At 73.4% G+C, this 20,670-nt stretch carries 26 protein-coding genes; 12 read left to right on the top strand and 14 right to left on the bottom strand.

Going from position 1 to position 20,670, the window contains the following annotated elements; all coding sequences use genetic code 11:
• Nucleotides 1–102: 102 nt before the first annotated feature.
• Nucleotides 103–1,107 (top strand): cupin domain-containing protein, encoded by a 1,005-nt coding sequence (locus ACFVFR_RS03520; protein WP_383697691.1) that lies wholly within the window; start codon nt 103–105, stop codon nt 1,105–1,107.
• A 33-nt stretch (nt 1,108–1,140) separates the two neighbouring features.
• Here ACFVFR_RS03520 and ACFVFR_RS03515 read toward each other — a convergent pair whose 3' ends face one another.
• From ACFVFR_RS03515 to ACFVFR_RS03505, 3 genes are all read right to left on the bottom strand, one after another.
• On the bottom strand, nt 1,141–2,565 hold the full coding sequence (locus ACFVFR_RS03515) for a mannosyltransferase family protein (protein ID WP_383697689.1): 1,425 nt from the start codon (nt 2,563–2,565) through the stop codon (nt 1,141–1,143).
• A 100-nt stretch (nt 2,566–2,665) separates the two neighbouring features.
• Nucleotides 2,666–3,280, bottom strand: coding sequence for a hypothetical protein (locus ACFVFR_RS03510; protein WP_383697687.1), 615 nt, complete (start codon nt 3,278–3,280; stop codon nt 2,666–2,668).
• A complete protein-coding gene (locus ACFVFR_RS03505; protein WP_383697686.1) occupies nt 3,273–3,776 on the bottom strand; it encodes a SigE family RNA polymerase sigma factor in 504 nt (167 codons plus the stop codon). Before ACFVFR_RS03505 ends, ACFVFR_RS03510 begins: the two co-directional genes overlap by 8 nt.
• A gap of 328 nt (nt 3,777–4,104) precedes the next feature.
• Here ACFVFR_RS03505 and ACFVFR_RS03500 point away from each other — a divergent pair, with 328 nt between their 5' ends.
• Both ACFVFR_RS03500 and ACFVFR_RS03495 read left to right on the top strand, forming a co-directional pair.
• Nucleotides 4,105–4,380 carry a hypothetical protein gene (locus ACFVFR_RS03500; protein WP_383697684.1) on the top strand — a complete coding sequence of 92 codons (276 nt, stop codon included), beginning with the start codon at nt 4,105–4,107 and terminating at the stop codon, nt 4,378–4,380.
• 33 nt (nt 4,381–4,413) lie between these two features.
• Nucleotides 4,414–4,812, top strand: a complete 399-nt coding sequence (locus ACFVFR_RS03495; protein ID WP_383697682.1) for a hypothetical protein — start codon at nt 4,414–4,416, stop codon at nt 4,810–4,812.
• A gap of 92 nt (nt 4,813–4,904) precedes the next feature.
• Here the strand turns inward: ACFVFR_RS03495 and ACFVFR_RS03490 are convergent, their stop codons facing one another.
• Complete coding sequence (locus tag ACFVFR_RS03490; protein WP_383697680.1) at nt 4,905–6,383, bottom strand: MFS transporter; 1,479 nt, start codon at nt 6,381–6,383, stop codon at nt 4,905–4,907.
• A gap of 98 nt (nt 6,384–6,481) precedes the next feature.
• On the opposite strand from ACFVFR_RS03490, the gene ACFVFR_RS03485 reads away from it, so the two are divergent.
• Nucleotides 6,482–7,486: an Lrp/AsnC family transcriptional regulator gene (locus tag ACFVFR_RS03485; protein WP_383697678.1), complete on the top strand. Its 1,005-nt coding sequence runs from the start codon at nt 6,482–6,484 to the stop codon at nt 7,484–7,486.
• 68 nt (nt 7,487–7,554) lie between these two features.
• Here ACFVFR_RS03485 and ACFVFR_RS03480 read toward each other — a convergent pair whose 3' ends face one another.
• The 7 genes from ACFVFR_RS03480 to ACFVFR_RS03450 all read right to left on the bottom strand — a co-directional run bounded on the left by ACFVFR_RS03480 (nt 7,555) and on the right by ACFVFR_RS03450 (nt 10,953).
• A complete protein-coding gene (locus ACFVFR_RS03480; protein ID WP_383697676.1) occupies nt 7,555–8,733 on the bottom strand; it encodes a glycosyltransferase in 1,179 nt (392 codons plus the stop codon).
• A 133-nt stretch (nt 8,734–8,866) separates the two neighbouring features.
• The gene (locus ACFVFR_RS03475) at nt 8,867–9,070 is read right to left on the bottom strand and encodes a DUF397 domain-containing protein (RefSeq protein WP_383697675.1); all 204 of its coding nucleotides are present in this window, start codon (nt 9,068–9,070) and stop codon (nt 8,867–8,869) included.
• Nucleotides 9,067–9,279: a DUF397 domain-containing protein gene (locus ACFVFR_RS03470; protein ID WP_383697673.1), complete on the bottom strand. Its 213-nt coding sequence runs from the start codon at nt 9,277–9,279 to the stop codon at nt 9,067–9,069. The genes ACFVFR_RS03475 and ACFVFR_RS03470 overlap by 4 nt, the downstream gene beginning before the upstream one ends.
• Nucleotides 9,276–9,488, bottom strand: coding sequence for a DUF397 domain-containing protein (locus ACFVFR_RS03465; RefSeq protein WP_383697671.1), 213 nt, complete (start codon nt 9,486–9,488; stop codon nt 9,276–9,278). The genes ACFVFR_RS03470 and ACFVFR_RS03465 overlap by 4 nt, the downstream gene beginning before the upstream one ends.
• Nucleotides 9,485–9,697, bottom strand: coding sequence for a DUF397 domain-containing protein (locus tag ACFVFR_RS03460; protein WP_383697669.1), 213 nt, complete (start codon nt 9,695–9,697; stop codon nt 9,485–9,487). The genes ACFVFR_RS03465 and ACFVFR_RS03460 overlap by 4 nt, the downstream gene beginning before the upstream one ends.
• A gap of 228 nt (nt 9,698–9,925) precedes the next feature.
• Complete coding sequence (locus tag ACFVFR_RS03455) at nt 9,926–10,129, bottom strand: DUF397 domain-containing protein (RefSeq protein WP_383697667.1); 204 nt, start codon at nt 10,127–10,129, stop codon at nt 9,926–9,928.
• Entirely contained in the window at nt 10,126–10,953 is an 828-nt protein-coding gene (locus ACFVFR_RS03450) for a helix-turn-helix domain-containing protein (RefSeq protein ID WP_383697729.1), read from the bottom strand. Before ACFVFR_RS03450 ends, ACFVFR_RS03455 begins: the two co-directional genes overlap by 4 nt.
• A 397-nt stretch (nt 10,954–11,350) precedes the next feature.
• Here ACFVFR_RS03450 and ACFVFR_RS03445 point away from each other — a divergent pair, with 397 nt between their 5' ends.
• From ACFVFR_RS03445 to ACFVFR_RS03415, 7 genes are all read left to right on the top strand, one after another.
• On the top strand, nt 11,351–11,785 hold the full coding sequence (locus tag ACFVFR_RS03445; protein WP_383697665.1) for a hypothetical protein: 435 nt from the start codon (nt 11,351–11,353) through the stop codon (nt 11,783–11,785).
• Nucleotides 11,785–12,258 (top strand): hypothetical protein, encoded by a 474-nt coding sequence (locus tag ACFVFR_RS03440; protein WP_383697664.1) that lies wholly within the window; start codon nt 11,785–11,787, stop codon nt 12,256–12,258. The genes ACFVFR_RS03445 and ACFVFR_RS03440 overlap by 1 nt, the downstream gene beginning before the upstream one ends.
• 220 nt (nt 12,259–12,478) lie before the next feature.
• Nucleotides 12,479–12,703 (top strand): hypothetical protein, encoded by a 225-nt coding sequence (locus ACFVFR_RS03435; protein WP_383697662.1) that lies wholly within the window; start codon nt 12,479–12,481, stop codon nt 12,701–12,703.
• 20 nt (nt 12,704–12,723) lie between these two features.
• The gene (locus ACFVFR_RS03430) at nt 12,724–13,575 is read left to right on the top strand and encodes a helix-turn-helix domain-containing protein (protein WP_383697660.1); all 852 of its coding nucleotides are present in this window, start codon (nt 12,724–12,726) and stop codon (nt 13,573–13,575) included.
• A gap of 252 nt (nt 13,576–13,827) precedes the next feature.
• Nucleotides 13,828–14,055 (top strand): hypothetical protein, encoded by a 228-nt coding sequence (locus ACFVFR_RS03425; protein WP_383697658.1) that lies wholly within the window; start codon nt 13,828–13,830, stop codon nt 14,053–14,055.
• A gap of 107 nt (nt 14,056–14,162) precedes the next feature.
• Nucleotides 14,163–14,774: a GNAT family N-acetyltransferase gene (locus ACFVFR_RS03420; RefSeq protein ID WP_383697656.1), complete on the top strand. Its 612-nt coding sequence runs from the start codon at nt 14,163–14,165 to the stop codon at nt 14,772–14,774.
• A complete protein-coding gene (locus ACFVFR_RS03415; protein ID WP_383697655.1) occupies nt 14,771–15,139 on the top strand; it encodes a glyoxalase superfamily protein in 369 nt (122 codons plus the stop codon). The genes ACFVFR_RS03420 and ACFVFR_RS03415 overlap by 4 nt, the downstream gene beginning before the upstream one ends.
• 30 nt (nt 15,140–15,169) lie before the next feature.
• Here ACFVFR_RS03415 and fes read toward each other — a convergent pair whose 3' ends face one another.
• Entirely contained in the window at nt 15,170–16,552 is a 1,383-nt protein-coding gene (gene fes, locus ACFVFR_RS03410) for an enterochelin esterase (RefSeq protein ID WP_383697728.1), read from the bottom strand.
• Nucleotides 16,553–16,971: 419 nt separating this feature from the next.
• Here fes and ACFVFR_RS03405 point away from each other — a divergent pair, with 419 nt between their 5' ends.
• The gene (locus ACFVFR_RS03405) at nt 16,972–19,137 is read left to right on the top strand and encodes a DUF5107 domain-containing protein (RefSeq protein WP_383697653.1); all 2,166 of its coding nucleotides are present in this window, start codon (nt 16,972–16,974) and stop codon (nt 19,135–19,137) included.
• 189 nt (nt 19,138–19,326) lie between these two features.
• Here ACFVFR_RS03405 and ACFVFR_RS03400 read toward each other — a convergent pair whose 3' ends face one another.
• Both ACFVFR_RS03400 and ACFVFR_RS03395 read right to left on the bottom strand, forming a co-directional pair.
• Nucleotides 19,327–19,686 (bottom strand): VOC family protein, encoded by a 360-nt coding sequence (locus tag ACFVFR_RS03400; protein ID WP_383697652.1) that lies wholly within the window; start codon nt 19,684–19,686, stop codon nt 19,327–19,329.
• Nucleotides 19,687–19,744: 58 nt separating this feature from the next.
• On the bottom strand, nt 19,745–20,581 hold the full coding sequence (locus ACFVFR_RS03395; RefSeq protein ID WP_383697650.1) for a methyltransferase domain-containing protein: 837 nt from the start codon (nt 20,579–20,581) through the stop codon (nt 19,745–19,747).
• Nucleotides 20,582–20,670 lie beyond the last annotated feature (89 nt).

Genomic DNA, 20,670 nt, shown 5'->3' with positions numbered 1-20,670 from the left:
TGATTCGCACGGAAGGGGTAACGTCAAGCCTGTACGCGAACGTCGGGATGAGCTATGACCGCACGTCCGCGCTATGTGACCGAGACTCCGGGTGGAGGAGCTGTGGAGCAGTTCGCCCTGTCGTCAGACCTGGTCAGCGAGCTGCTGACGAGCATGCGGCTGCGTGGCGTCCGCTACCGTCGGGTCCATGTCGGCCCGAACTTCGGCCTTCGCTTCGACGCGAAGCCGGGACGAGCCTATTTCCACTTCCTCGCGGTCGGCACCGCTGTTCTGCGGACCAAGGACGGGGCGTTGCGGGAACTGTCGGCCGGAAACGCCGTATTCCTGCCACACGGCGAGGCGCATCAGCTTCTCTCGGGCCCGGACGAACCGGTACGGGGAATCGACAGTTTCGCGTCGGTTTCCCTCGGGGATGCGATCGGGGACGTGGATACCTGCGCGAGTGCCGATCCGAATCCCAGCGCGATCTTCTTCAACGGATTCATGGATTTCGACCTCGGTGGAATGCAGGGAATCAGCCGGTTGATGCCCGACGTCATGCAGGTGGACGCGGGAGGGAAGCGTTATCCCGGGCTGGTGCCGATTCTCATGTCGATGCGGCGCGAGGTCCGCACGGCACGGGTGGGATTCGCCGGCGTTCTCGCCCGGCTGGCGGAGGTCGCGGCGGCCATGATCGTGCGGGGCTGGATCGAGTGCGGATGTGACCCGTCGTCCGGGCTGGTGGCCGCGTTGCGCGATCCACGCCTGGCGCGGGCGATCCTGGCCCTGCACCGGCGGCCCGGTCACCACTGGACCGTGGCCGAGCTGGCGGCGGAGTGCGGCGTCTCGCGGTCCGTCTTCGCCGACCGCTTCCAGTCCACGATGGGTGTGCCGCCGCTGCGGTACGCGACGGAGCTGCGCATGCTGCTGGCGGGCCAACTGCTGGCCCAGGACCGGCTGTCCGTCGAGTCGGTGGCCCGGCGCCTGGGTTACACGTCGCAGGCGGCGTTCAGCCGCGCGTTCAAGCGGGTCACCGGGCACCCGCCGGGCGCCAGCCGGGACATCGCGCGGGGGAGGGTCGGCCAGGGGGTCGCCGAGCCCGTCCGACAGCGGGTGGCTGGTGGGTGACGGCGCCCCCGCGTCCGCCGTCACCCACCAGGGCTACCCCGTCCACCTCCCCGTCAGGAACGCCAGCGTGAAGACCGTGGCCAGCGGGCCCACCACGCACGCGTACGCCGTCGTGAGGCGGGGCCGGCGCAGGCTCCACGCGGCCAGGCCGATCCACAGGGGCCACCAGAGGAGGGTGGCGCGGGGGATCGACATGTACCAGTGGGAGGTGCCCAGGGCCCACAAGGTGAGGGCCATGTAGGTGGCCTCGGGCCAGCGCCGGCGCAGCAGGAGGAAGCCGAGGAGGAGCAGCCCGACGACCATGGCGACCAGTTCGGCCTGGAACATGAACGCGTAACCCGTGGGGTGGGCGGAGGCGAACGCCGCGTGCCAGGTGTTGCTCCACGCCTCCCAGGGGGTGTGGAAGTCGCGGTACCAGCCGCGTTCCTGGGCGTGCTTCCACGCCATCCAGTCGCCGGTGTGCTCGTGCAGGTACGTCGTGTACAGCGCGGCCGGCAGCGCGGGCAGGGCGAGCCACGGCAGGGGCCGCCAGACGCCCCGGGCACGGGCCGAGCTGACGAACCGCACGAGGAGCGCGGCGGCCAGGAACAGCCCGCTGATCCGTACGCTCGTGGCCAGCGCGGTCAGGACGGCGGCCAGGGCCCACCGGTCGCGCCGGGCCGCGAGCCACGCGGGCAGGGCGAGCGCGAGGAAGAGGGCCTCGCTGTAGCCGACGGCCAGGAAGATCGCGCACGGCGAGAGCAGCAGGAACAGGACCGCACGCCGGCCGGCCGCCGCGCGGGGCAGCTCCGCGCGGGCGATACGGGCCAGCGCCACCACGGCCACGGCCCCGGCGACGAAGGAGATCAGCAGCCCGGACGCGGCCCAGCTCGGGACGAGGACGTGGACGGCGCGTAGCGCGAGCGGGAAGCCGGGGAAGAACGCCTCCCGGTTGTCACCCTCGCCGGAGGGCACCCCCGCGTCGGCGGGGAAGTAGCCGTCGCGGGCCACGTGCAGGAAGTGGCCCCAGTCCCACTGCTGGAAGGGGGCCAGCGCGGAGGTGGCGGTGTGGGCGCGGGAGTCGGCGGGAAACACCCACCGGGCACAGTAGGCGCTCACCCACACGGCGACGCGCGTCAGCAGGTACAGCGACAGGACCTCGCGGTCGGCCGGGCTCCACCACGACGGCCAACCGCGCCCGAGCACGCTCCGGCGGGACGGTTCGGCCGCGCCGGGCGGGCCCGGGGAGCCGGGTGTCTCGTCCGTTTCGGACAGCTCGGCGGCGTCCAGCTCGGCGGCGTCGGCCGGCGCGGGGGCCGGTGGGAGAGCCTGCCGGCTGGCCGGCACGAGCGGCGGATCGGCGGTCGGCGCGCCCGGTACGCGGGGCGGTGGGGCGCCCGGCGTGACCGGTGCGGCGGCCGGCTCGCCCACGGGTATGAGGTCGGGCGCGGCGTCGGGGGACTGGGTGGGTGAGGACATGCGGGGGCTCTCTGAGGTGGGGGAAGGCATGCGGGGTCACCCCGTGCCACCTGGGGCGGCACACGGGCTGGGTCGTTCCGGGCTACGGGGGCGAGGCGGGTCAGTGCCCCGGTTCGCCCCCGCCGAGGACGGGCGGACGCGTCGGCGACGTCGCTCCGCCCAGGGGGTTCACCCCCTCCGGCGGCGCCGTCGGGTCCTGCGACGTGTGCCGTGTCGGCGTGTCACCCGGAAGGTGGGGGGATGTCTCCGAGTTCTCCGTGGGCTGCTCCGTGCTCCCCGGACGCCGCGACGCGTCCTGGGTCGCCGTGCCCGTCGGAGGGTGGGTGGCCTCCTGGGTCGTGGGGGGATCGGTCGAGGTCAGGGACGCCGTCGGGGTGGGGGCCGGCGCGGGGGCCGGGGGGCGCGTCGCGGGGGGCGTGGGGGTCGGAGAGCCGGACAGCAGGGCGGCGGTGGCCACCGTCCCGCCTCCCAGCACCAGGACCGCCCCGGCCGCCAGCCCGGCCATGCGCAACCGGTAGGCGCGCCGGCCCCGCGCGTGGACGTGGGCCACCGGCGCGGTGCGCGCGTGGCACTGCCCGACCGCGGCCGTCCGCTGGAAGAGGGCCCGCAACGGGTCGTCGGGTTCGGGCAGCCGCCGGGCGTCGCTCCGCGCGGCGTCGCCCGGGTCGGGCGACCGGGGAGCGGTGGCGCGCCGGTAGGCGTCGGGCTCAGGCACCTGGGGCCTCCTTGATACGCGGGTCCTGCAGATGGTGAGCGAGCGCGGCTCGGCCGCGAACCAGGTGGGTCTTGACGGTGCTGGCGGACGCCCCCGTCTCCCGGGCGATCTGCTCGACGCTGAGGTCGCACAGGTAGTGCAGCGTCATGCTGCGGCGCTGTTGCGCCGGCAGCTCGCGCAACGCGTCCACCAACACGATCTGCTCGGGGCTCGGCCCCTCGACGTGAGGTGGCGACGCGTCGCGCCGCCGCCAGGCGTCGGTCGACCGGCGCCGCACGCGCCAGCGGCTCACCGCCAGGCGCCAGGCGACGGTACGTATCCACGCCTCGGGTTGCCCACCACGGTCGAGCTGCCGGCGCCGACCCCACCCCTTGACGAACGCCTCCTGGACGACGTCCTCCGCTTCGTGCAGGTCACCGAGCATCACGTACAACTGCCCGGTGAGACGCGTGACCGTCTGGGTGTAGAACTCTTCGAACTCCTCGACGGTCAACACTCACTCCCGGATCTCTCGCTTCACCGGGCATACGCCTGCCGCGGGGCATCCGGTTGACACCGAGTGCGAACGAACAACGTGACGGTCATCACTGAATCAGACCGCCCCACCCGCCCCACGCGTCACCCCCCGGGGTGAGCCGCGATGTCCGCTGTGGTCAGCCGCCCACAGCACAGGCCCGCCGGGTGGGGGAGCCCGCCCCACCGCGCGTGGACGCGGCGGCCGCCGCCGTGGCCCGGCGTGAGGCAGGACACATGTGAGAGAACTCCTTCCCCCTGGGCTGGCGCGGCGCCCGGAGCTCCGTCGTCGCGGTGGCTCTCCCCGGGGCGTGTGGCTGTCCAGGAAGATCGCCCCACAGGAGACCAGCCGGTTCACGGCCCAGATCCTCGCCAACGAGCGGGAGACGAACGTCCACGCGCCGCACACCGAGCCCTGGTACTACCACTTCCACGGCCCGTTGCCGCGTACGTTCGACCCGAAGGGCAAGCCCAAGCGCTACACGATCAAGCGTGGCGACGAGGTCTCCTTCCTCTGGACGCGGACGTCGGTCAGCGGGCCGAAGGCTGGTGGCTACCGCTTCGTCAACTGCAGGTTCAGCGCCTAGAGCACAGATGAGAACGGAGTAGGTGTCACGGCCATGCCGATGCGGCCCGAGGAAATTTTCGTTCCCGTAGCACATGATCTGCGGGTCTGCGGTCTTGTCGCCCGCCTGGAGTACGGGGCGGAGGGGGTCGACGACCCCGATGACTGGCGCACGCTGGTCGTCGGAGGTGCGCGGATCGCCGACGTCGAGTTCTCTCCCGATCTGGCCGACGAGCCTCCGGGCCACGCCGTGCGGCCGGTCGCGTTCCACGTCCAGGCGGCTCTTCTGGAGAACGTGCCGGCCCTGCCGGTCGCGCGGCCGTGGCCGGCCTGCCGCGCGGGGCATCCGCACGCCATGGAGTTGGCGACGGAGGGCGAGGAGGACTGGCCGGCCTGGCGATGCCCCAGGGACCGGGCGTACCGCTTCCCGTTAGGTGAACACCCGGGCGTGTAGCACGTGTCCCCGGCCGGTACGCCGCTGGCCGACCCCGCGCGCGGGGGCGCGAGGGGGAGCCGCCGGCCAGCACGCCCGCGACGACGGCCCCTTCACCCGCCCGCCGCGTCGGAGGGGGTGGCCCGGCCGGGGCCCGCCGCCGAGGGGCGTCGGCGCGGGAGCATCCTGGCCGTGGTCAGCGCGGTGGCGAGGACGAGCACGGCGGCCAGGCAGAAGGCGTCGCGGGCGCCGGTGCGCGCGGCGGCGGCCTGGTCGGCGGCGCCCGGTGTGGCGGCGTGGAGGAAGAGGCTGCCGAGCAGGGCGACGCCGACGGTGCCACCGAGTTGCTGCACCGCGTTGAGCAGGCCGGCCGCCGAGCCCGTCTGGTGGGGGCGGACCCGGTGCAGGGCGGTGGCGAAGAACGGCACGGCATACAGCCCCTGGCCCACCCCGGCCACGGCCAGCGCGGGCAGCAGCGGCCAGGGGTAGGGGGTGGGCGGGCTGGTGGCGTAGACGACGGCGGCCGACACGACGCCGGCGAGCAGGGTCAGCAGGCCGGCGGTCATGACCCGCGCGCCGTAGCGGGGTACGAGCCAGGCACCGGCCACCCACGAGGAGACGGCCATCGCCGCCGACCACGGCAGCAGCGTGAGACCGGCCGACAGGACACCACGGCGCAGGCCCAGTTGCATCTGGAGCACGACCACCAGCGTCAGCCCGCCCACCACCGCGAAGAACAGCACACTGGAGGCCAGCGCGGCGGGAAAGCCGCGCTCGGCGAACAGGTCCGGCTCGACCAGTGGGCTACGTCCCCCGCGCGCCCGCCACCGCTGGTGTGCGGCGAAGCCCGCGAGCACCACGCCACCGCCGGCGAGCAGGGCCCAGCACCACAGCGGCCAGCCGCGCGCGCCACCCTGGATGAGCGGGTAGACCAGCAGCCCGCTGCCCAGCACCACCAGCGCCGTACCGGCGTGGTCCAGCCGTGGCCGCGACGCGGCCCGGTCCTCGGGCAGCGCCGGGGTGGCCGCCAACACGGCGGCGCCGAGGGGAACGTTGACGAGGAAGACCGCGCGCCAGGAGGAACCCAGCACGTCCGCGTGGGTCAGGACGCCGCCGACGAGCGGGCCGGTGACCGCCGCGAGCCCCATGACCGGCCCGATGGTGCCCATGGCCCGCGCCAGTTCGGGGCCGGCGAACAGGGCGCGGATCATGCCGAGGGTCTGCGGGATGACCAGCGCGGCGGCGGCACCCTGGACGGCCCGCAGGGCGATCAGTACCGCCGTGGACGGCGCCAGCGCGCACCCCAGTGACGCCAGCACGAAGCCGGCCGTGCCCAGCCGGAACACCCGCCGCCGGCCGGCGATGTCACCCAACCGCCCACCGGTGATCAGGAAGACGGCGAACGGCAGGGTGTACGCGGCGCTGAACCACTGGATGCTGGCGGCGGACCCGCCCAGGTCGGCGCGGATGACAGGGGCGGCGACGGTCATGACGGTGGCGTCGAGGAGGTTCATGGCCTCGGCGACCAGCAGCACGGCCAGCGCCACCCAGCGCCCGGGGTGTGGCGGCTCGCTGGTGGTGGAGTACGACATGTGCCCGAGCGTGCGCGCCGCCCCCGGGCCGCTTCCACTGTGGCCGGCCACAACGCCGAATCATTCCATCGGGGTGCCCCCTGGTGCATGATGCGCCCATGCTGGACGACATCGACCGTGGTCTCCTCCACGCCCTGCGGATCGACGCGCGGGCTCCGTTCTCCGCGATCGCCGACGTGCTCGGCGTCTCGGCGCAGACGGTCTCCCGCCGCTACCGACGGCTGTCCGCCGACGCCGCGTTACGCGTGGTCGGCCTGGTCGAGCCGGGGCGCGGCGACCGCGTCCAGTGGCTGCTGCGGCTGACCGCGGGCCCGCGCGCCGCCCAGGGCCTGGCCGACGCGCTGGCCCGCCGCGCCGACACCTCGTGGGTCAAGCTCGCCTCGGGCGGCACGGAGATCGTCGCGATCGTGCGGGGTTCCACCGCCGCCGACGCCGCCGGGCACGGGCTGTTGCTGCACGACGTCCCGCGTACGGCCGGCATCACCTCGGTCTCCGCGCACTGCGTGCTGCACACCTACCTGGGTGGGCCCACCGCCTGGTCCGGCCACCAACAGGCCCTCGACGCCAGGCAGCAGCGCCGCCTGCGGGACGCGGTGGGCGAGCCCGCGACGCCCGCCCCCGGCGCGCGGACGGCGGTGACCGACGCCGACGCCGGCCTGCTCGCCGTCCTCCAGCGTGACGGTCGCGCGAGCCTGAGCGACCTGGCCACGGCCACCGGCTGGTCACCCGCCACCGTCGCGCGCCGACTGGATCACCTGCGGGCCGGCGGCCACCTCTTCTTCGACGTCGAACTCGACTCCACCCTGCTTGGCGTCACCACCCAGGCGCTCCTGTGGATGTCCGTCGCCCCCGCCCACCTTGACCACGTCGCCCGCGCCCTGGCCGGACACCCCGAGTTGGCGTACGTGGCCGCCGTCACCGGCCCCCACAACCTCACCGCCCACGCCCTGTGCGCCGACCCGCCGGCACTCCACCGCTACCTGACCGAACGCCTCGGCGCCCTGGACACCATCCGCGCCCTGGAGACCGCGCCCGTCCTCCGCACCCTCAAGATGGCCGGCCCCCTGCCCACCAGGGGCAAACCGACCCCGCGCCACCGCTGACCCGCGCCAGGCGACGCGCGGTGGCCGCGCGGCGACCCCGGTCACCGCGCCCCGGCGGGGGCCGTGGTTCAGCTGGACGCGGCGGACAGGAGTACGTCCACGAGCCGCTCCGCCGCGTCCGGCCGGCCCTGTGCCCGAGCCCGCTCCGCCATGTCCGCGCGCCGGGCCGGGTCGGACAGGAGCGGACCGAGGGCGCCGCGCAACCGCTCGGCTGTGACCTCGCCCAGGAGCGCGACGGCCGCGCCCTTCTCCTCCAGGTGGCGGGCGTTGTGGGTCTGCTCGTCGCCCGCCGAGGTGGCCAACGGCACGAACACGGCCGGCTTGCCCAGCGCCGTCAGCTCGGCGAGCGTGCCCGCCCCGCTACGGGAGACCACGACGTCGGCCAGCGCCAGCACGTCCGGCAGTTCGGGGCCGACGAACCCCGTCACGTGGTACCGCCCCCGCAGCACGCCCGGCAGTACGGCCGCGCGCTCGCCCAGCGCCGCCACGTGGCCCGGCCCGCACTGGTGGACCACGTTGGCACGCTCCAGGAGCCAGGGCAGCGCGTCCCCGACGACGTCGTTGATCTGCTGGGCGCCCTGCGCGCCACCGGTGACGTAGAGGGTCGGCAGCCGGCGGTCGAAGCCGGTCAGCCCCAGCGCGGACACCGCCTTGTCGGCGTGGCCGCTGAGCACTTCCGCCCGTACGGGGTTGCCGGTGACCACCGCCAGGGGGCGCACGGACTCCGGCAGGAGCGTCAGCGTCGACTCCGACGACACCGCCACCCGCGCGGCCGACCCGGCCAGCTTGCGGTTGGCCAGCCCGAGCCGGACGGTCTGCTCGTGCAACACCAGCGGACGCCGACACATCCGGGCGGCAAGACCGGCCGGGACCGCGACGTACCCGCCGGTCGCCAGGACCACATCCGGCCGGAAGTCGGCGACGACCTTGCGCGCCTGCGCGACACCGAGCGGCACCCGCGCCATGTCCCGCACGTTCGCCGGGGACACCATCTTGAACGGGTTGGCCGACCGACGGATCTTGCCGGTCGCCACCGTGGTGAACGCGATCCCCTCGGCCGGCGCGACCCGCGCCTCAAGCCCCGCCGCCGTACCGATCCACAACACGTCCACCGTCCCGCCCACCGACGCGAGACGGCCCTGCAACGTACGGATCGCCGTCAACGCGGGGTAGGTGTGCCCGCCGGTCCCACCTCCCGTGACGATCAGACGGAAGGAACGCGGAAGGGGCAGCTGATCAGCACTCATCACCCGCCGTACCCTAGAGGCTCCCGCCGCCAGGAGACGCTACTTCCAGCCGAAGTCCGGCACCCGGGACACGGGCCGGAGGCGGCGCGGCGCCGTCCTCCACGCCGCGCGAACCCGGGCGTAGCCGCGCGGACTACGCCGGGAAGTCGCCGGCCTTGACGCCGGCGATGAACGCGGTCCAGGCGGGCGTGCTGAAGGCCAGGGTGGGGCCGCCGGGGTTTTTGCTGTCGCGGACGGGGATGGTGTCGTGCGGTGCGAGGTTGGTGGCGACCTCCACGCACTGGCCGCCGTTGGCGCTGTAGGAGGACGTGAGCCACTGAGGGGATGGGGCCGTCACAGGACGCTCCTGTCGAAGTCGCCGGCCTGTACTCCGGTGATGAACGCGGTCCAGGCCGAGGTGTTGAAGGCCAGGGTGGGGCCGCCGGGGTTTTTGCTGTCGCGGACGGGGACACTGTCGTGCGGTGTGAGGTTGGTGGCGACCTCGACGCAGGCACCGCCGTTCTCGCTGTAGGAGGAGGTGAACCAGCGGGGGGATGGGGTCGTCACTGGGTGCTCCTGTCGAAGTCGCCGGCCTTGGCGCCGGTGATGAACGCGGTCCAGGCCGAGGTGTTGAAGGTGAGGGTGGGGCCGTTGGGGTTTTTGCTGTCGCGGACGGGGATGGTGTCGTGCGGTGTGAGGTTGGTGGCGACCTCCACGCACTGGCCGCCGTTGTCGCTGTAGGAGGAGGTGAACCAGTGGGGGGATGGGGTCGTCACAGGGTGCTCCTGTCGAAGTCGCCGGCCTTGACGCTGGTGATGAACGCGGTCCAGGTGGGTGTGTTGAAGGTGAGGGTGGGGCCGTCGGGGTTTTTGCTGTCGCGGACGGGGATGGTGTCGTGCGGCGTGAGGTTGGTGGCGACTTCGACGCACTGGCCGCCGTTCTCGCTGTAGGAGGACGTGAACCAGTGGGGGGATGCGTGTGTCACGGGATGCCCCTTCGGGGTCGATCGCGGTCACGGGCGTGGTCCGGGCGTGTGCGGTGGATGCCATGGTCCGGTGGCGATGGTAGGACGGGTGACGGGGTGGTGCGGAAGCCGGCTTCCGGCCCAACTGGTGTGGTTCGGGGCGCTGTTGGTGGGACTCCTGGACATGCGAAGGCCCCCACCGTGTTCGCGGGTCGCGTGGGGTGGGGGCCTTCGGTTGTGGTGCGTGGGTTACGCGGAGAAGTCGCCGGCCTTGATGCTCGCGACGAACGCCGACCACGCCGAGGTGCCGAAGGCGAGGGAGGGGCCGTGCGGGTCCTTGCTGTCGCGGACCGGCACGGTGTCGTACGCGGCGAGGTTGGCGGCGACCTCTACGCAGGCGCCACCGTTCTGGCTGTACGAGGACTTGAACCAACGGGGGGATTCGGAGGTCACGGGGTGCCCTTTCGCAACTCGCGGATCATTTCCACGGACGAAGCCTGGGTGAGGGCTCCGGCCTGAAGCTGATGGTATGCCGTCAGTATCGGTAGGACGACAGAGCTTTCGCGTTCCAGATGCCCCCGATGGGCGGACTCGGCGTACGACATGAGCGATCGGTCCTGCATCGTCAGGATGTAGAGCGGCAGCGTGAACGCTCGGTGCTCACCCATCGTGAACGGGGCGATCTGAAGGATGGTGTTGGGTTGTTCGGCGAACTCCAACAGCTGGTCGAACTGTTCCTTCATGACCTCGGGCCCGCCTACGGGGCAGCGTAGGCAGCTCTCGTCCAGTACCGCGAAGAGCATCGGCGACGGGTTGCGCTGCAGAGCGGCCTGACGTTCTGCGGCTAGCGCGACGAACTCGTCCGCTTCCTCGGGCGTGATGGCTCCGCGTTTGACTGCGCCGGCAGCGAGTGCCGCCGCGTACGCCGGGGTTTGGAGCAAACCGGGAACGACGCCGACTTCGTAGATCCGGATCTCGGCGGCGGCGCCCTCGTGGATGAGGTACTCCGGGAAACCCTCCAGCAGGTTTCCGTGCTTGATCTCCTTCCAGTCGTTCTCGAAGAGATCGCCCGTCCCCATCACCCGGTCCGCGCTGAGCGCAAAACGGCGAGTCGGCGGTTTCCGACCAGTTTCCACGGCCGAGATGTGCCGGCCGGAGTAACCCATCCGCTTGCCGAGTTCCTCCTGCGTCCAGCCGCGATCCTCCCGCATTCTGCGCAAACGGGCCCCGAAGGCCGCTTCTGGTGAGCTGTCTGGATTCAAGTCCTTGCGGTTCAACGAAAGACCACCCGATTCTTCGCTCTGCGTTGACACGTTGAAGGCCCACCTGCTCTGAGGGAGCCTCGGTGCTCCCGGTAGTGGAATCGCTACGGAGAGGAGCGGACCTCGCCATGTCCGACACCCCTGCACCCCACCCGCCCGACACCACGCCCGCCGCGCTGCTCGCCCAGCGCGACCGCGAGGCACGAGAGGAGCGGCAGGGTGATCCGCTCGACACCCCGCACCCCAACTCCCTGACGGGGTCGACACGTTCGTGCGCCACGTGTCGGGCCGTCCGGACGGTCGCGGAGCGCGCCAGGACGCTCCGCGATGCCGTTCAGCACCGTAAGGCCATCGAGGCTTTGCATGTCCACCGTCTTCGCCAACATCACCCCGAACGAGGGGATGTCGCGTGATGACCCACCTCGTCTTCGAGGGTGCGCACCGGGTTGTGGTACGCGGGGTCGCGCTCCGGTTCTTCCTGCGTACCGACGACGTCTGGGCCCCGGTCACCGACCTGGACTTCCAACACGCCTATGAGCTGGCGCTCTTCGACCCCGACGCGTTGCGCCAGGACGTGCTGTGTCCCAACGCGCGACGCTTCGAGTGCAACACCGTCGTGGGCTGGTACTGGTCGGACGGATGCGGGTCGTCGGGGTTGTGCACGTTCGACGACCGCACGCCTGACGAGTGTGCCGGCATGGCCCAGTTCGGAAACGGCCAGCCCGCCCCCGTACCGGCCGGGCAGGTCGAGCCGCCGGAGCGGCGGGCCGGTTCGCCGGGCCAGGTGGAACAGCTGGTCGGGCAGGCCGAGGGGCTTGGCCCGGTGCCTGACGTGGGGGGCCGGTGATGGCCCGGCAGACCTGGGTCCACCTCCTCGTGTGGCGGCCCGTGGACCCGGGCCGGCCGCTGGACGTCAGCCGGTCCTGGCCCCGTGTCCTCCAGGTCACCCGGGGTGGGCGGCCGGCTCCGCCGGGGGTGTTGCTGCGGCCCGGGGAACCCGTGCCGGCCGCCGCCGCCCGCGTCGCCACCGCCCTCGGGCTCCACCCCCCGGCACGCCACCGCGTCCTGGCCGTGGACCAGTACCCGGCCGAGAGCGGTCCCAACGAGGAGCTGTCCCTGATCCTCGACGGTGGCTGGCTCGGCGCCGACACCCGGCTGGGCTGCGACCACGGCGGCCACGCCTGGTCCTGGACACCGGTCACCGACCTCGGTCGCGTCGCCCTGGTGCACGCCCTGCGCACCGTACTCGCCGACCACCCGCCCCTGGCCCTGTGGCAGGGCATGCCGGTCCTACCCCCGCCGCCCGACAGCCCAGGGTGACACGGAAGCGGCCGGCGGCCCGGACCACCGCACCCGCCGGCCCGCCGTGACGGCGGCGATCGCCGCGAACAGGCGGGCGGCGCCGCGTGCGAGGCGGGGAGCGCCGTCACCGCCAAAGCCAGCGATGTGCGGACACGTGCGCGAGGCCCGACCCGGCCTTGACGTGGCGCTCAGCCCCAGACGACGGTGACAGGGGTTCGCACATCGACGGAGGGTCCGCATGTCACTGATGTTCATCGGGATCGACCCGGACACGAAGACCGCCGACAGCCCGACCGTATGGGTCCACAGGGAGCAGGAGCTGATCGTGTTCCAGGGGTACAAGCCCGACGCCGAGACGGAGGCCGAGTGTGCCGCGTTCGAGGTGTCCGGCCACGCGGTGGGCATCCCCTCCGACGAGGCCGTGTGGTCGCGGGCCATCCCGCACGACGTGTACACGATCTGACCGTATCGGGGAACCAGTCCGTGTCCGCCTCTCCCTCCTCGTCCGCTCGCGCGGCGCGTGAATCGGTGGCCCAGCGCCTGCGTGGGCTGCGCAAGGAGGCGGGGCTGACGGGCAGGGAGCTGGCCATGGCCTGCGGCTGGCACTACTCCAAGACCAGTCGCATCGAGAACGCCCTCACCGGCCCCTCCGCCAGCGACATTCGCCTCTGGTGTGCCGCCGTGTCAGCCGATGGTCAGGCCCAGGACCTGGTCGCACAGTCCCTCAGCGCCGAGTCTCTGTACCGGCAGTGGCGCGACCAGGTCCGTGCCGGGCTGCGGTACCTCCAGGACAGTCGAGTCGTCAGCTACCGCGACACCCACCTGTTCCGTGTGTACTCGTCCAGTCTGGTGCCGGGACTGCTCCAGACCGAGGGCTATGCGACTGCCGTCCTCCGACTCGCCGCCGCCGCCCACGATGTCCCTTCGCACGAGACCCTTCAGGCCGCGCGGGCACGCGTGGAACGCTCCCACATCATCCACGAGCCGAGGCGCCGGTTCGTCTTCACCGTTGAGGAGGCCGTACTGCGATCCCAGATCGCGGACCCGGACGTCATGGCGGCACAGCTCGGGTTCCTCCTCACGGCAGGCGCGCTGCCGGCGGTCTCGCTCGGGGTCATCCCGATGGACGCTCGCCGTCACCGGTGGCCGGAAGAGACCTTCCATATCTTCGACGCCCGGATCGTCTCGGTGGAACTGGTATCAGCCGAGGTCACCGTCACCCAACCCAGTGAGATCGCCCTCTACCTCCGCGCCTTCGAGGAACTGCGCGCCATGGCCGTGTACGGGGCCGCCGCGCGGGCGCTGATCGTACGGGCCGTCGACGCCCTCCGCTGATGGCCCGCACGAGCGGTTGGACCGACGCGGACGGCTTGGCCGTGCCGCCGCCGCTCGGGCGGGATATCCCACTGGCCCGGCTTCGGCGGCACGGGCGATACTGCCGGGATGTGTTGTCGTCGGATCGGTACCAGCCGGCACTTCGTGTGTCCGCCGTGCAGGGCGTCGTTCAAGAAGCGGGCCGAGGCCGGACACCGGGGTGTCTGTCCGCGATGCCGCGGCGACCTCGTCGACGCCGGGCACGACCTCGCTGTGCCCAAGCGTCGGGACCTCGCTGGTTGGAGGGCCCTGACGGCCGTCCTCAACGCGGGACTGACGTTTCACTCCCGCTGCTGTGAGGGGCCCGGCTGGCGACCGCGTCACCCGCGTGAGGTGCGGGAGCGGCTGACGGCCGCGACGCGGGCTCGGGTGCCGGTCGCCCGGGCGCTGTCGACCGGTGACCTCGACGAGCTGGGGCGGCGCGGACGCGGCGGGCGCTGAGGCCCGCCGGGCCGGGGCGAGCCGAGGACACGCCGTTGACCTGCGGGTTCCTCGGCCGGGTGGCGGGGTGACTCGCGGGCCGGGGGCCCGCTTCGTAGGATGGTTCGATGCCCACCCCACACCGCGCACAGCCGTCCCCGGAGCCGCCCGCCGCGCCCGGTGGCGGCTATCTCGCCACCGCCGCGCGCACCGCCATCCGGTTGCTGGGGCGAGGCGACGAGGGGGAGTTCACCGCGCGGGCGCGCGAGAGTGTGGCGCTGCACCGGCCGTGGCTGTTTCCGCCGGCGACACCCGAGCGGTTCGCGTACTACGTGGACCGGCTGGAGGAACCCGAGCGCGCGGGTTTCGTCGTGTGCGAGCGGGCGACGGGCCAGCTCGCGGGCTATGTGACCATCAACAACATCGTCGGCGGGGCCTTCCAGTGCGGCGCGCTCGGCTACGGTGCCTTCGCGCACGCCGCCGGGCGGGGGTTGCTCGGCGAGGGGCTCGGGTTGGTCGTCGACCACGCCTTCGGGCCGCTCGGGCTGCACCGGCTGGAAGCCAACATCCAACCCGGCAACGCCCGCTCGATCGCCCTGGCCCGACGGACCGGCTTCCGCAGGGAGGGCCTCTCGCCCGACTTCCTGTACGTCGACGGCGCCTGGCGCGACCACGAGCGCTGGGCCATCACCAGCGACATGCCCCGCCCATGGGCGGACCAGGGCACAGTGGGCCCATGACCATCACCTTCCGACGTACCGTCCCCATCCTGCGCGTCTTCGACTGGGACAAGGCGCTGGAGTTCTACGTCTCCTACCTCGGCTGCGCCCTCGACTGGGAACACCGCTTCGCTCCCGACCTGCCCCGGTACGCCCAGGTCTCGCGTGGCGCGCTGGTGGTCCACCTGTCGGAACACCACGGCGACGGCACTCCGGGCACGGCCGTCCACGTCGAACTCGACGGCGTACGCGAACTCCACGCCGAGCTGACCGCCAGCGCCTACCCGTATCTGCGCCCCGGCCTGGACGAGGACGAGATCGGCCTCTCCGTCACCCTGCTCGACCCCTTCGGCAACCAGATCCGCCTCAGCCAGCCCGTCGACTGAGCCACCCACCCGCCCCCCCGGCCCGACCCCTCACCGGTCGGGCCGCTCCCGGAGGTCGGCCCGCTCCGGGCCCAGCAGGGCCGTGAGGCCGGCGGCCAGTTCGGTACGCCACCACAGGTAGTCGTGGCCGCCGTTGAACTCCCGGTACTCCGCCGCGTAACCCTGGGCCCGCAGCACGCCGGGCAGGCGGCGGTTGGCCGGCAGCAACACCCACTCCTGCTCGCCGGCCGACAGCCAGCAGCGCACCGGGTGGGCCGGCGCCGCCGGGGTCGCCGCGACCAGCGAGGTCAGCCACTGCGCGGCGGGGCCGTCCGGCCACCAGAAGGAGCCTGACTGCGCCAGCGCGTTGCCGAACCGGTGCGGGGCGCGCACGGCGGCGTAGGTGGCCATCAGACCGCCCAGGCTCTGACCGGCCAGCACCGTACGCGTCGGGTCGGCGGTCAGCGGCCAGCGCGCGGCGGCCCAGGGCAACAGGTCGTCGGTCAGGAAGTCCACGAACCGGTCGTCGCAGGCCAGCTCCGCCCAGCGGGTGTCACCGTCCAGCGACTCCGGCAACAGCGCGACCAGCGGCGGCAGGAGCCCGTCGGCGATCAGGTTGTCCAACAGGGTGGCCACCCCCAGCTCGGGCTGCCACATCTCACCGTCGAAGAGGACGAGCACGGGCAGGCCCGAGGCGCTGTCGGCCACCTCGGTGGGTGGGCCGGGGCGCGTGCCGGGCGGGGTGTACACCCAGACGCGGCGTTCGTTGCCGAGTCGCGTGGCACGCACCGTGTGGGTGGTCACCGTGCCGCGCGGGACGCCGGCCCGGGGTCGCCACTCGGCCGCGTCCGGTGCCGTGGGCAGGCGGACCACGGACATCGGCGCGCCGCCCCAACGGCGCGGCAGGGTGTGCGGGTTACGCGGGTCGGGGCGGCCCTGACCCCGCAGCCACGGCAGGTAGCCGGGGGCGTCGGAGGTGGGTGGGTCGGTGACGGGAGCGGACTCGCCGACGGCGGGCGCGGGGGTGGCGGCGGCCGACCCGGTGGGGGTGCGGGGCGCGGCGGCGTCCGTCCCGGGCGCGGGCGGCTCGTCCACGCACAGGGCGTACGTCGCCTGCCAGTCGCGTCGCATACGGATCGACCAGTGCCAGACGTCCGTGCCCGGCAGTTGGTCCATCAGGTTGCGCTCGGGCTCGCGAGGGTCGATCACCTTGTTGGGCAGCGCCAACACCGCCCGGGTGGTGGGTGTGCCGCGCCATACGAAGGTGACGACGGCGTGCTCGGGATCGCCGTGCGGGTCCGGCTCCACCAGCGGCGTGCCCGCCTGCGCCACCTCGTCCCAGAACGCGGCGACCGCCTCCGTGGCCGCCCGCTCGTCACCCGCCGCCCGCCGCCGGGCCAACTCCGCCACCCGCGGGCTGGACACGCGCGGCACGGGCGCGGGGCGCGGCACGCGCGGGGGGCGCCTCGGCGCGTCGGTCGGAGCGGGGGAGGCGGGGCTGGCCGGTGCGGGAGAGGCGGGGCCGGCCGGAGGCCGGAGCGGTGGCGGGGAGGCGGACACGCGGGGAACCTCCGGCGCGACGAAGGGCGGACGAGGACCGGCAGCCGGGCCGACCCACGGGCGAGGGGGCGCGAGCCGGCGACTGACAAGGACCTGCTACAGGTGAGGGTCACCTTACCTGGCCCTGGCCCGCGCGCGCCGGCCGCCCGCGCCCCCGCGCCCGGCGCGAGCCGGTCGACCCGCTCTCACTCCGGAGGGGTGAAGACCTGTTCACCGGCGCTCACAGCATGTTCCATGGTGATCACGTGACCGCGGTCAGGCGGTCGCGGGTGTCAGGACCGAGAGAGGCAGTAGTGGTAACGAGCGTGCGACGCACCACCCTCACCCTTCCCGCCGCCGCGCTGGGCCCGGAGAACCCGCTGCCCGCCCTGCGCCCGCTGGACGAGGTCCACCAGATCGACGACCGGACGCGCGCGGGGCTCCCCGACCAGATGGCCCGACAGGTCGCGTACGAGCCGCTGCGCTCGATACTGCCCACCCGGCTCCGCGACACCTACAACCGGCAGCGCGTACCGACCGAGCTGGACGCGATCGTGATCGAGAACGACCGGCTGCGGGCGACCGTGCTGCCCGGCCTCGGCGGTCGCATCGCCTCCCTCTTCCACAAGCCCACCGGGCGCGAACTGCTCTACCGCAACCCGGTCTTCCAACCCGCCGACTTCGCGCTCAACGGTGCCTGGTTCTCCGGCGGCATCGAGTGGAACATCGGCGCCACCGGTCACACCACCCTCTCCTGCGCCCCCGTCCACGCCGCGACCGTGCCGGCCCCCGACGGGTCGGGCGGCCGGATGCTGCGCCTGTGGGAGTGGGAGCGGCTGCGGGACCTGCCCTTCCAGGTGGACCTGTGGCTGCCCGACGGCTCGGACTTCCTGTACGTGGGCGTCCGCGTACGCAACCCGCACCCGCACCCCGCGCCGGTCTACTGGTGGTCCAACATCGCCGTCCCCGAGGACGAGCACACCCGCGTGCTGGCCCCGGCCGAGGCCGCCTACCACTTCGGCTACGAACGCGACCTGCGCCGGGTGCCCGTGCCGACCTGGCGCGGTGTGGACCACACCTACCCGCTGCGCGGCACCCACGCGGCCGACTACTTCTACGACGTACCCGCCGCCGCCCGACGCTGGATCGCCTCGTTGGACGGCGACGGGCGGGGCCTGGTCCACACCTCGACCGACCTGCTGCGGGGCCGCAAGCTGTTCCTGTGGGGCGCCGGCGCCGGCGGCCGACGCTGGCAGACCTGGCTCACCGAGCCCGGCACCCCCGGCTACGCCGAGATCCAGGCCGGCCTCGCCCGCACCCAGCTCGAACACGTACGGCTCGGCGCCGAGGAGGAGTTCAGCTGGCTGGAGGCGTACGGGCCGTTGGCCGCCGATCCCGCCGTCGTCCACGGCGACGACTGGGCGGCGGCCCGTGGCATCGTCGCCGAACGACTCGCGCACGCGCTGCCGCGCGCGGACGTCGAGACCGCCTACCGGACGTGGCTGCCCAGCGCCGACACCGAGCCCGACGAGGTGCTGGCCAGCGGCTCGGGCTGGGGCGCGCTGGAGGCCGAGCGCGCCGGGTACGCGCTGCCGGGCACACCGTTCGCGCCCGCCTCGCTGGGTGCGGCGCAGCAGCCGTGGCGCGAGCTGCTGCGCACCGGCGCGCTGCCGACACCCGAGCCGGCCACCCCGCCCGGCACCTCGCTGGTCTCGCGACCCTGGCGCGAACTCCTGGAGACCGCCGACGCGGACGTCCTGGTCGATCCGCACCTCAAGTACCACCTCGGAGTGGCCCAGTGGCACGAGGGTGACCGCTCGCAGGCCGTCCGGAGCTGGGAGCGCGCCGTCGAGATCAGCGACTGGTGGCCCGTACTGCGCTGCCTGGCCGTCGCCGACCAGACCGACGGCCACCCGCACCGCGCCGCGGACCGCTGGCTGGCGGCGTTCCACGGGGCGGCGCGCGAGTTCGCGACGGCTGGTGCTGGTGGGTTCGCGGTGGCTGGCGCTGGCGGGGTCGCCGACACGGGCGCGGTGGATGCCGGCGCGGACCCGGGCACCGGTGGCACCCACCCCGACGGCGCTGGTGGCCCGGGCGAGTGGGAGGCCGCGCTGGCCGGCCTCGGCCGGGAGGCGGTGATCGCGCTGCTCGCGGTGGGGCGGGCCGGGGACGCGGGCGAGGTCCTGGCCGGGCTGCCGGCGAGCGTGCGCGCGCGGGGCAGGTTCGTCCTGCTCAGGGCCCGGGTGCTGCTGGCGGAAGGCGACGCGGCGGGCGCCCGCGCCCTGTTCGACGCCGGCTTCGAGGTGGACGACCTGCGCGAGGGTGACGAGACGCTCAGCGAGACCTGGTACGCCATCGCCGAACGCCTGGTCGCCGCCGACCCGGCCACGGCCGAACTCGACGCGGCGGCCCTGCGGGCGCGAGCCCGGGACGCGCACCCGCTGCCCGACCGCTACGAGTTCCGCATGCGGCCGGCCTGAGCGGCCCGGCCAGCCGAGCCGGGGGCTCGGTGGCCGGTCGGCCCGGTGGGTGTGTCCCGGTCGGTCAGGTGGGTGTGTTCCGGGTCGGTTGTGGGCGTGCCGGGCGGCCGGTCGACTCGGTGGTCCCGCTCGGCGAGGCTGAACGCCAGGACCGGTTCGACGAAGGACGCGTCCGGCGCCAGCTCGCCGTCAGGCGGTGGGTTGCGGGTTGCGGTCCACGTACTCGAAGACCGATCCGTCCGGGTGGCGGGCGACCAGGTTGCGCCCGATCGGGGTCGGCAACGGGCCGGCGATGATCTGCGCGCCGACCGCCTTCAGGTCCAACACCGCCTGATCCACGTCCCGCACCGCCAGCGTGGCCGTGACCTTCCTCAGGATCGCCATCTCCTCCTCGGGGCCGCTCATGAGGAAGAAGCACCCGACTGCGGCGACCGAGACGTTGCCCCGCTCGAAGCGCATGGCCTGGGCGCCGGTCAGCCGCTCGTAGACGGCGATCGACGCGTCCAGGTCCGGTACGCACACCCGCAGTGAAGTCCCCAGAATGTCCATGCGATCGAGCCTAGTTGAGCCGGCTCACGCGCGGCACACACATCCCCCTCGAACGCGCTCACACACGGCACAGGGCCTCCCCGTGCAGAACCGCGAACCAGCCGTCGTCCGCCGCGCCCCACTCGTGCCACGCCTCGGCCGCCGCCCGCAACCCCTCGTCCGTGGCGTGCCCGCCGCTCACCGCGCGCTCCCGGTAGTCGGGCACCAGGGTCCGCTCCGCCCACAGCCCGCTCCACCAGGCCCGTTCCGCCTCCGTCGCGTAACACCAGGTGGCGGCCGACGCCGTGACGTCGCTGAACCCGGCCCGCCGGGCCCACGACGACAACCGCCGCCCCGCGTCCGGCTCACCACCACTGTCGCGCGCCACCGCGCGATAGGTCGCCAGCCACGCGTCGAGCGCGGGCGGGCGCGGGTACCAGGCCATGGCGGCGTAGTCCGCGTCGCGCACCGCGACCACCCCGCCCGGGCGACACACCCGACGCATCTCACGCAGCGCCGCCACCGGGTCCGCCACGTGCTGGAGCACCTGATGGGCGTGGACCACGTCGAAGGAGGCGTCGGGAAAGCCCAACCGGTAGATGTCACCGACGGCGTACGTGACGTTGCCCAGGCCACGCTCGGCGGCCAGCGCACGGGCCTGGCCAAGCACTCCCTCGGCCGCGTCCACCCCCGTCACCCGGCCCGGCGCCACCCGCGCGGCGAAGTCGGCGGTGATCGTCCCGGGCCCACACCCGACGTCGAGCACCGACCGCCCCGGCGTCAGCTCCGACAACAGATAGCCGGCCGAGTTCTCGGCGGTACGCCACGTGTGCGAGCGCAACACGGCCGCGTGGTGACCGTGGACGTACCGCGCGGCCCGAGGCGGAGCACCGGACCCCGACGTGTCCCTGGACATGACGAACCTCCCGTACGACTACGGCGAACCCGACCGGGCCCCCTTCCGCACCGTACGCGCCTGTCTCGCTCTGCGAGAGTGGCGTCTTG

This window comes from Streptomyces sp. NPDC057702, from assembly GCF_042799315.1.
In the GTDB taxonomy this organism is placed as follows: domain Bacteria; phylum Actinomycetota; class Actinomycetes; order Streptomycetales; family Streptomycetaceae; genus Streptomyces.
This window is presented reverse-complemented; position numbering and strand designations above follow the sequence as displayed.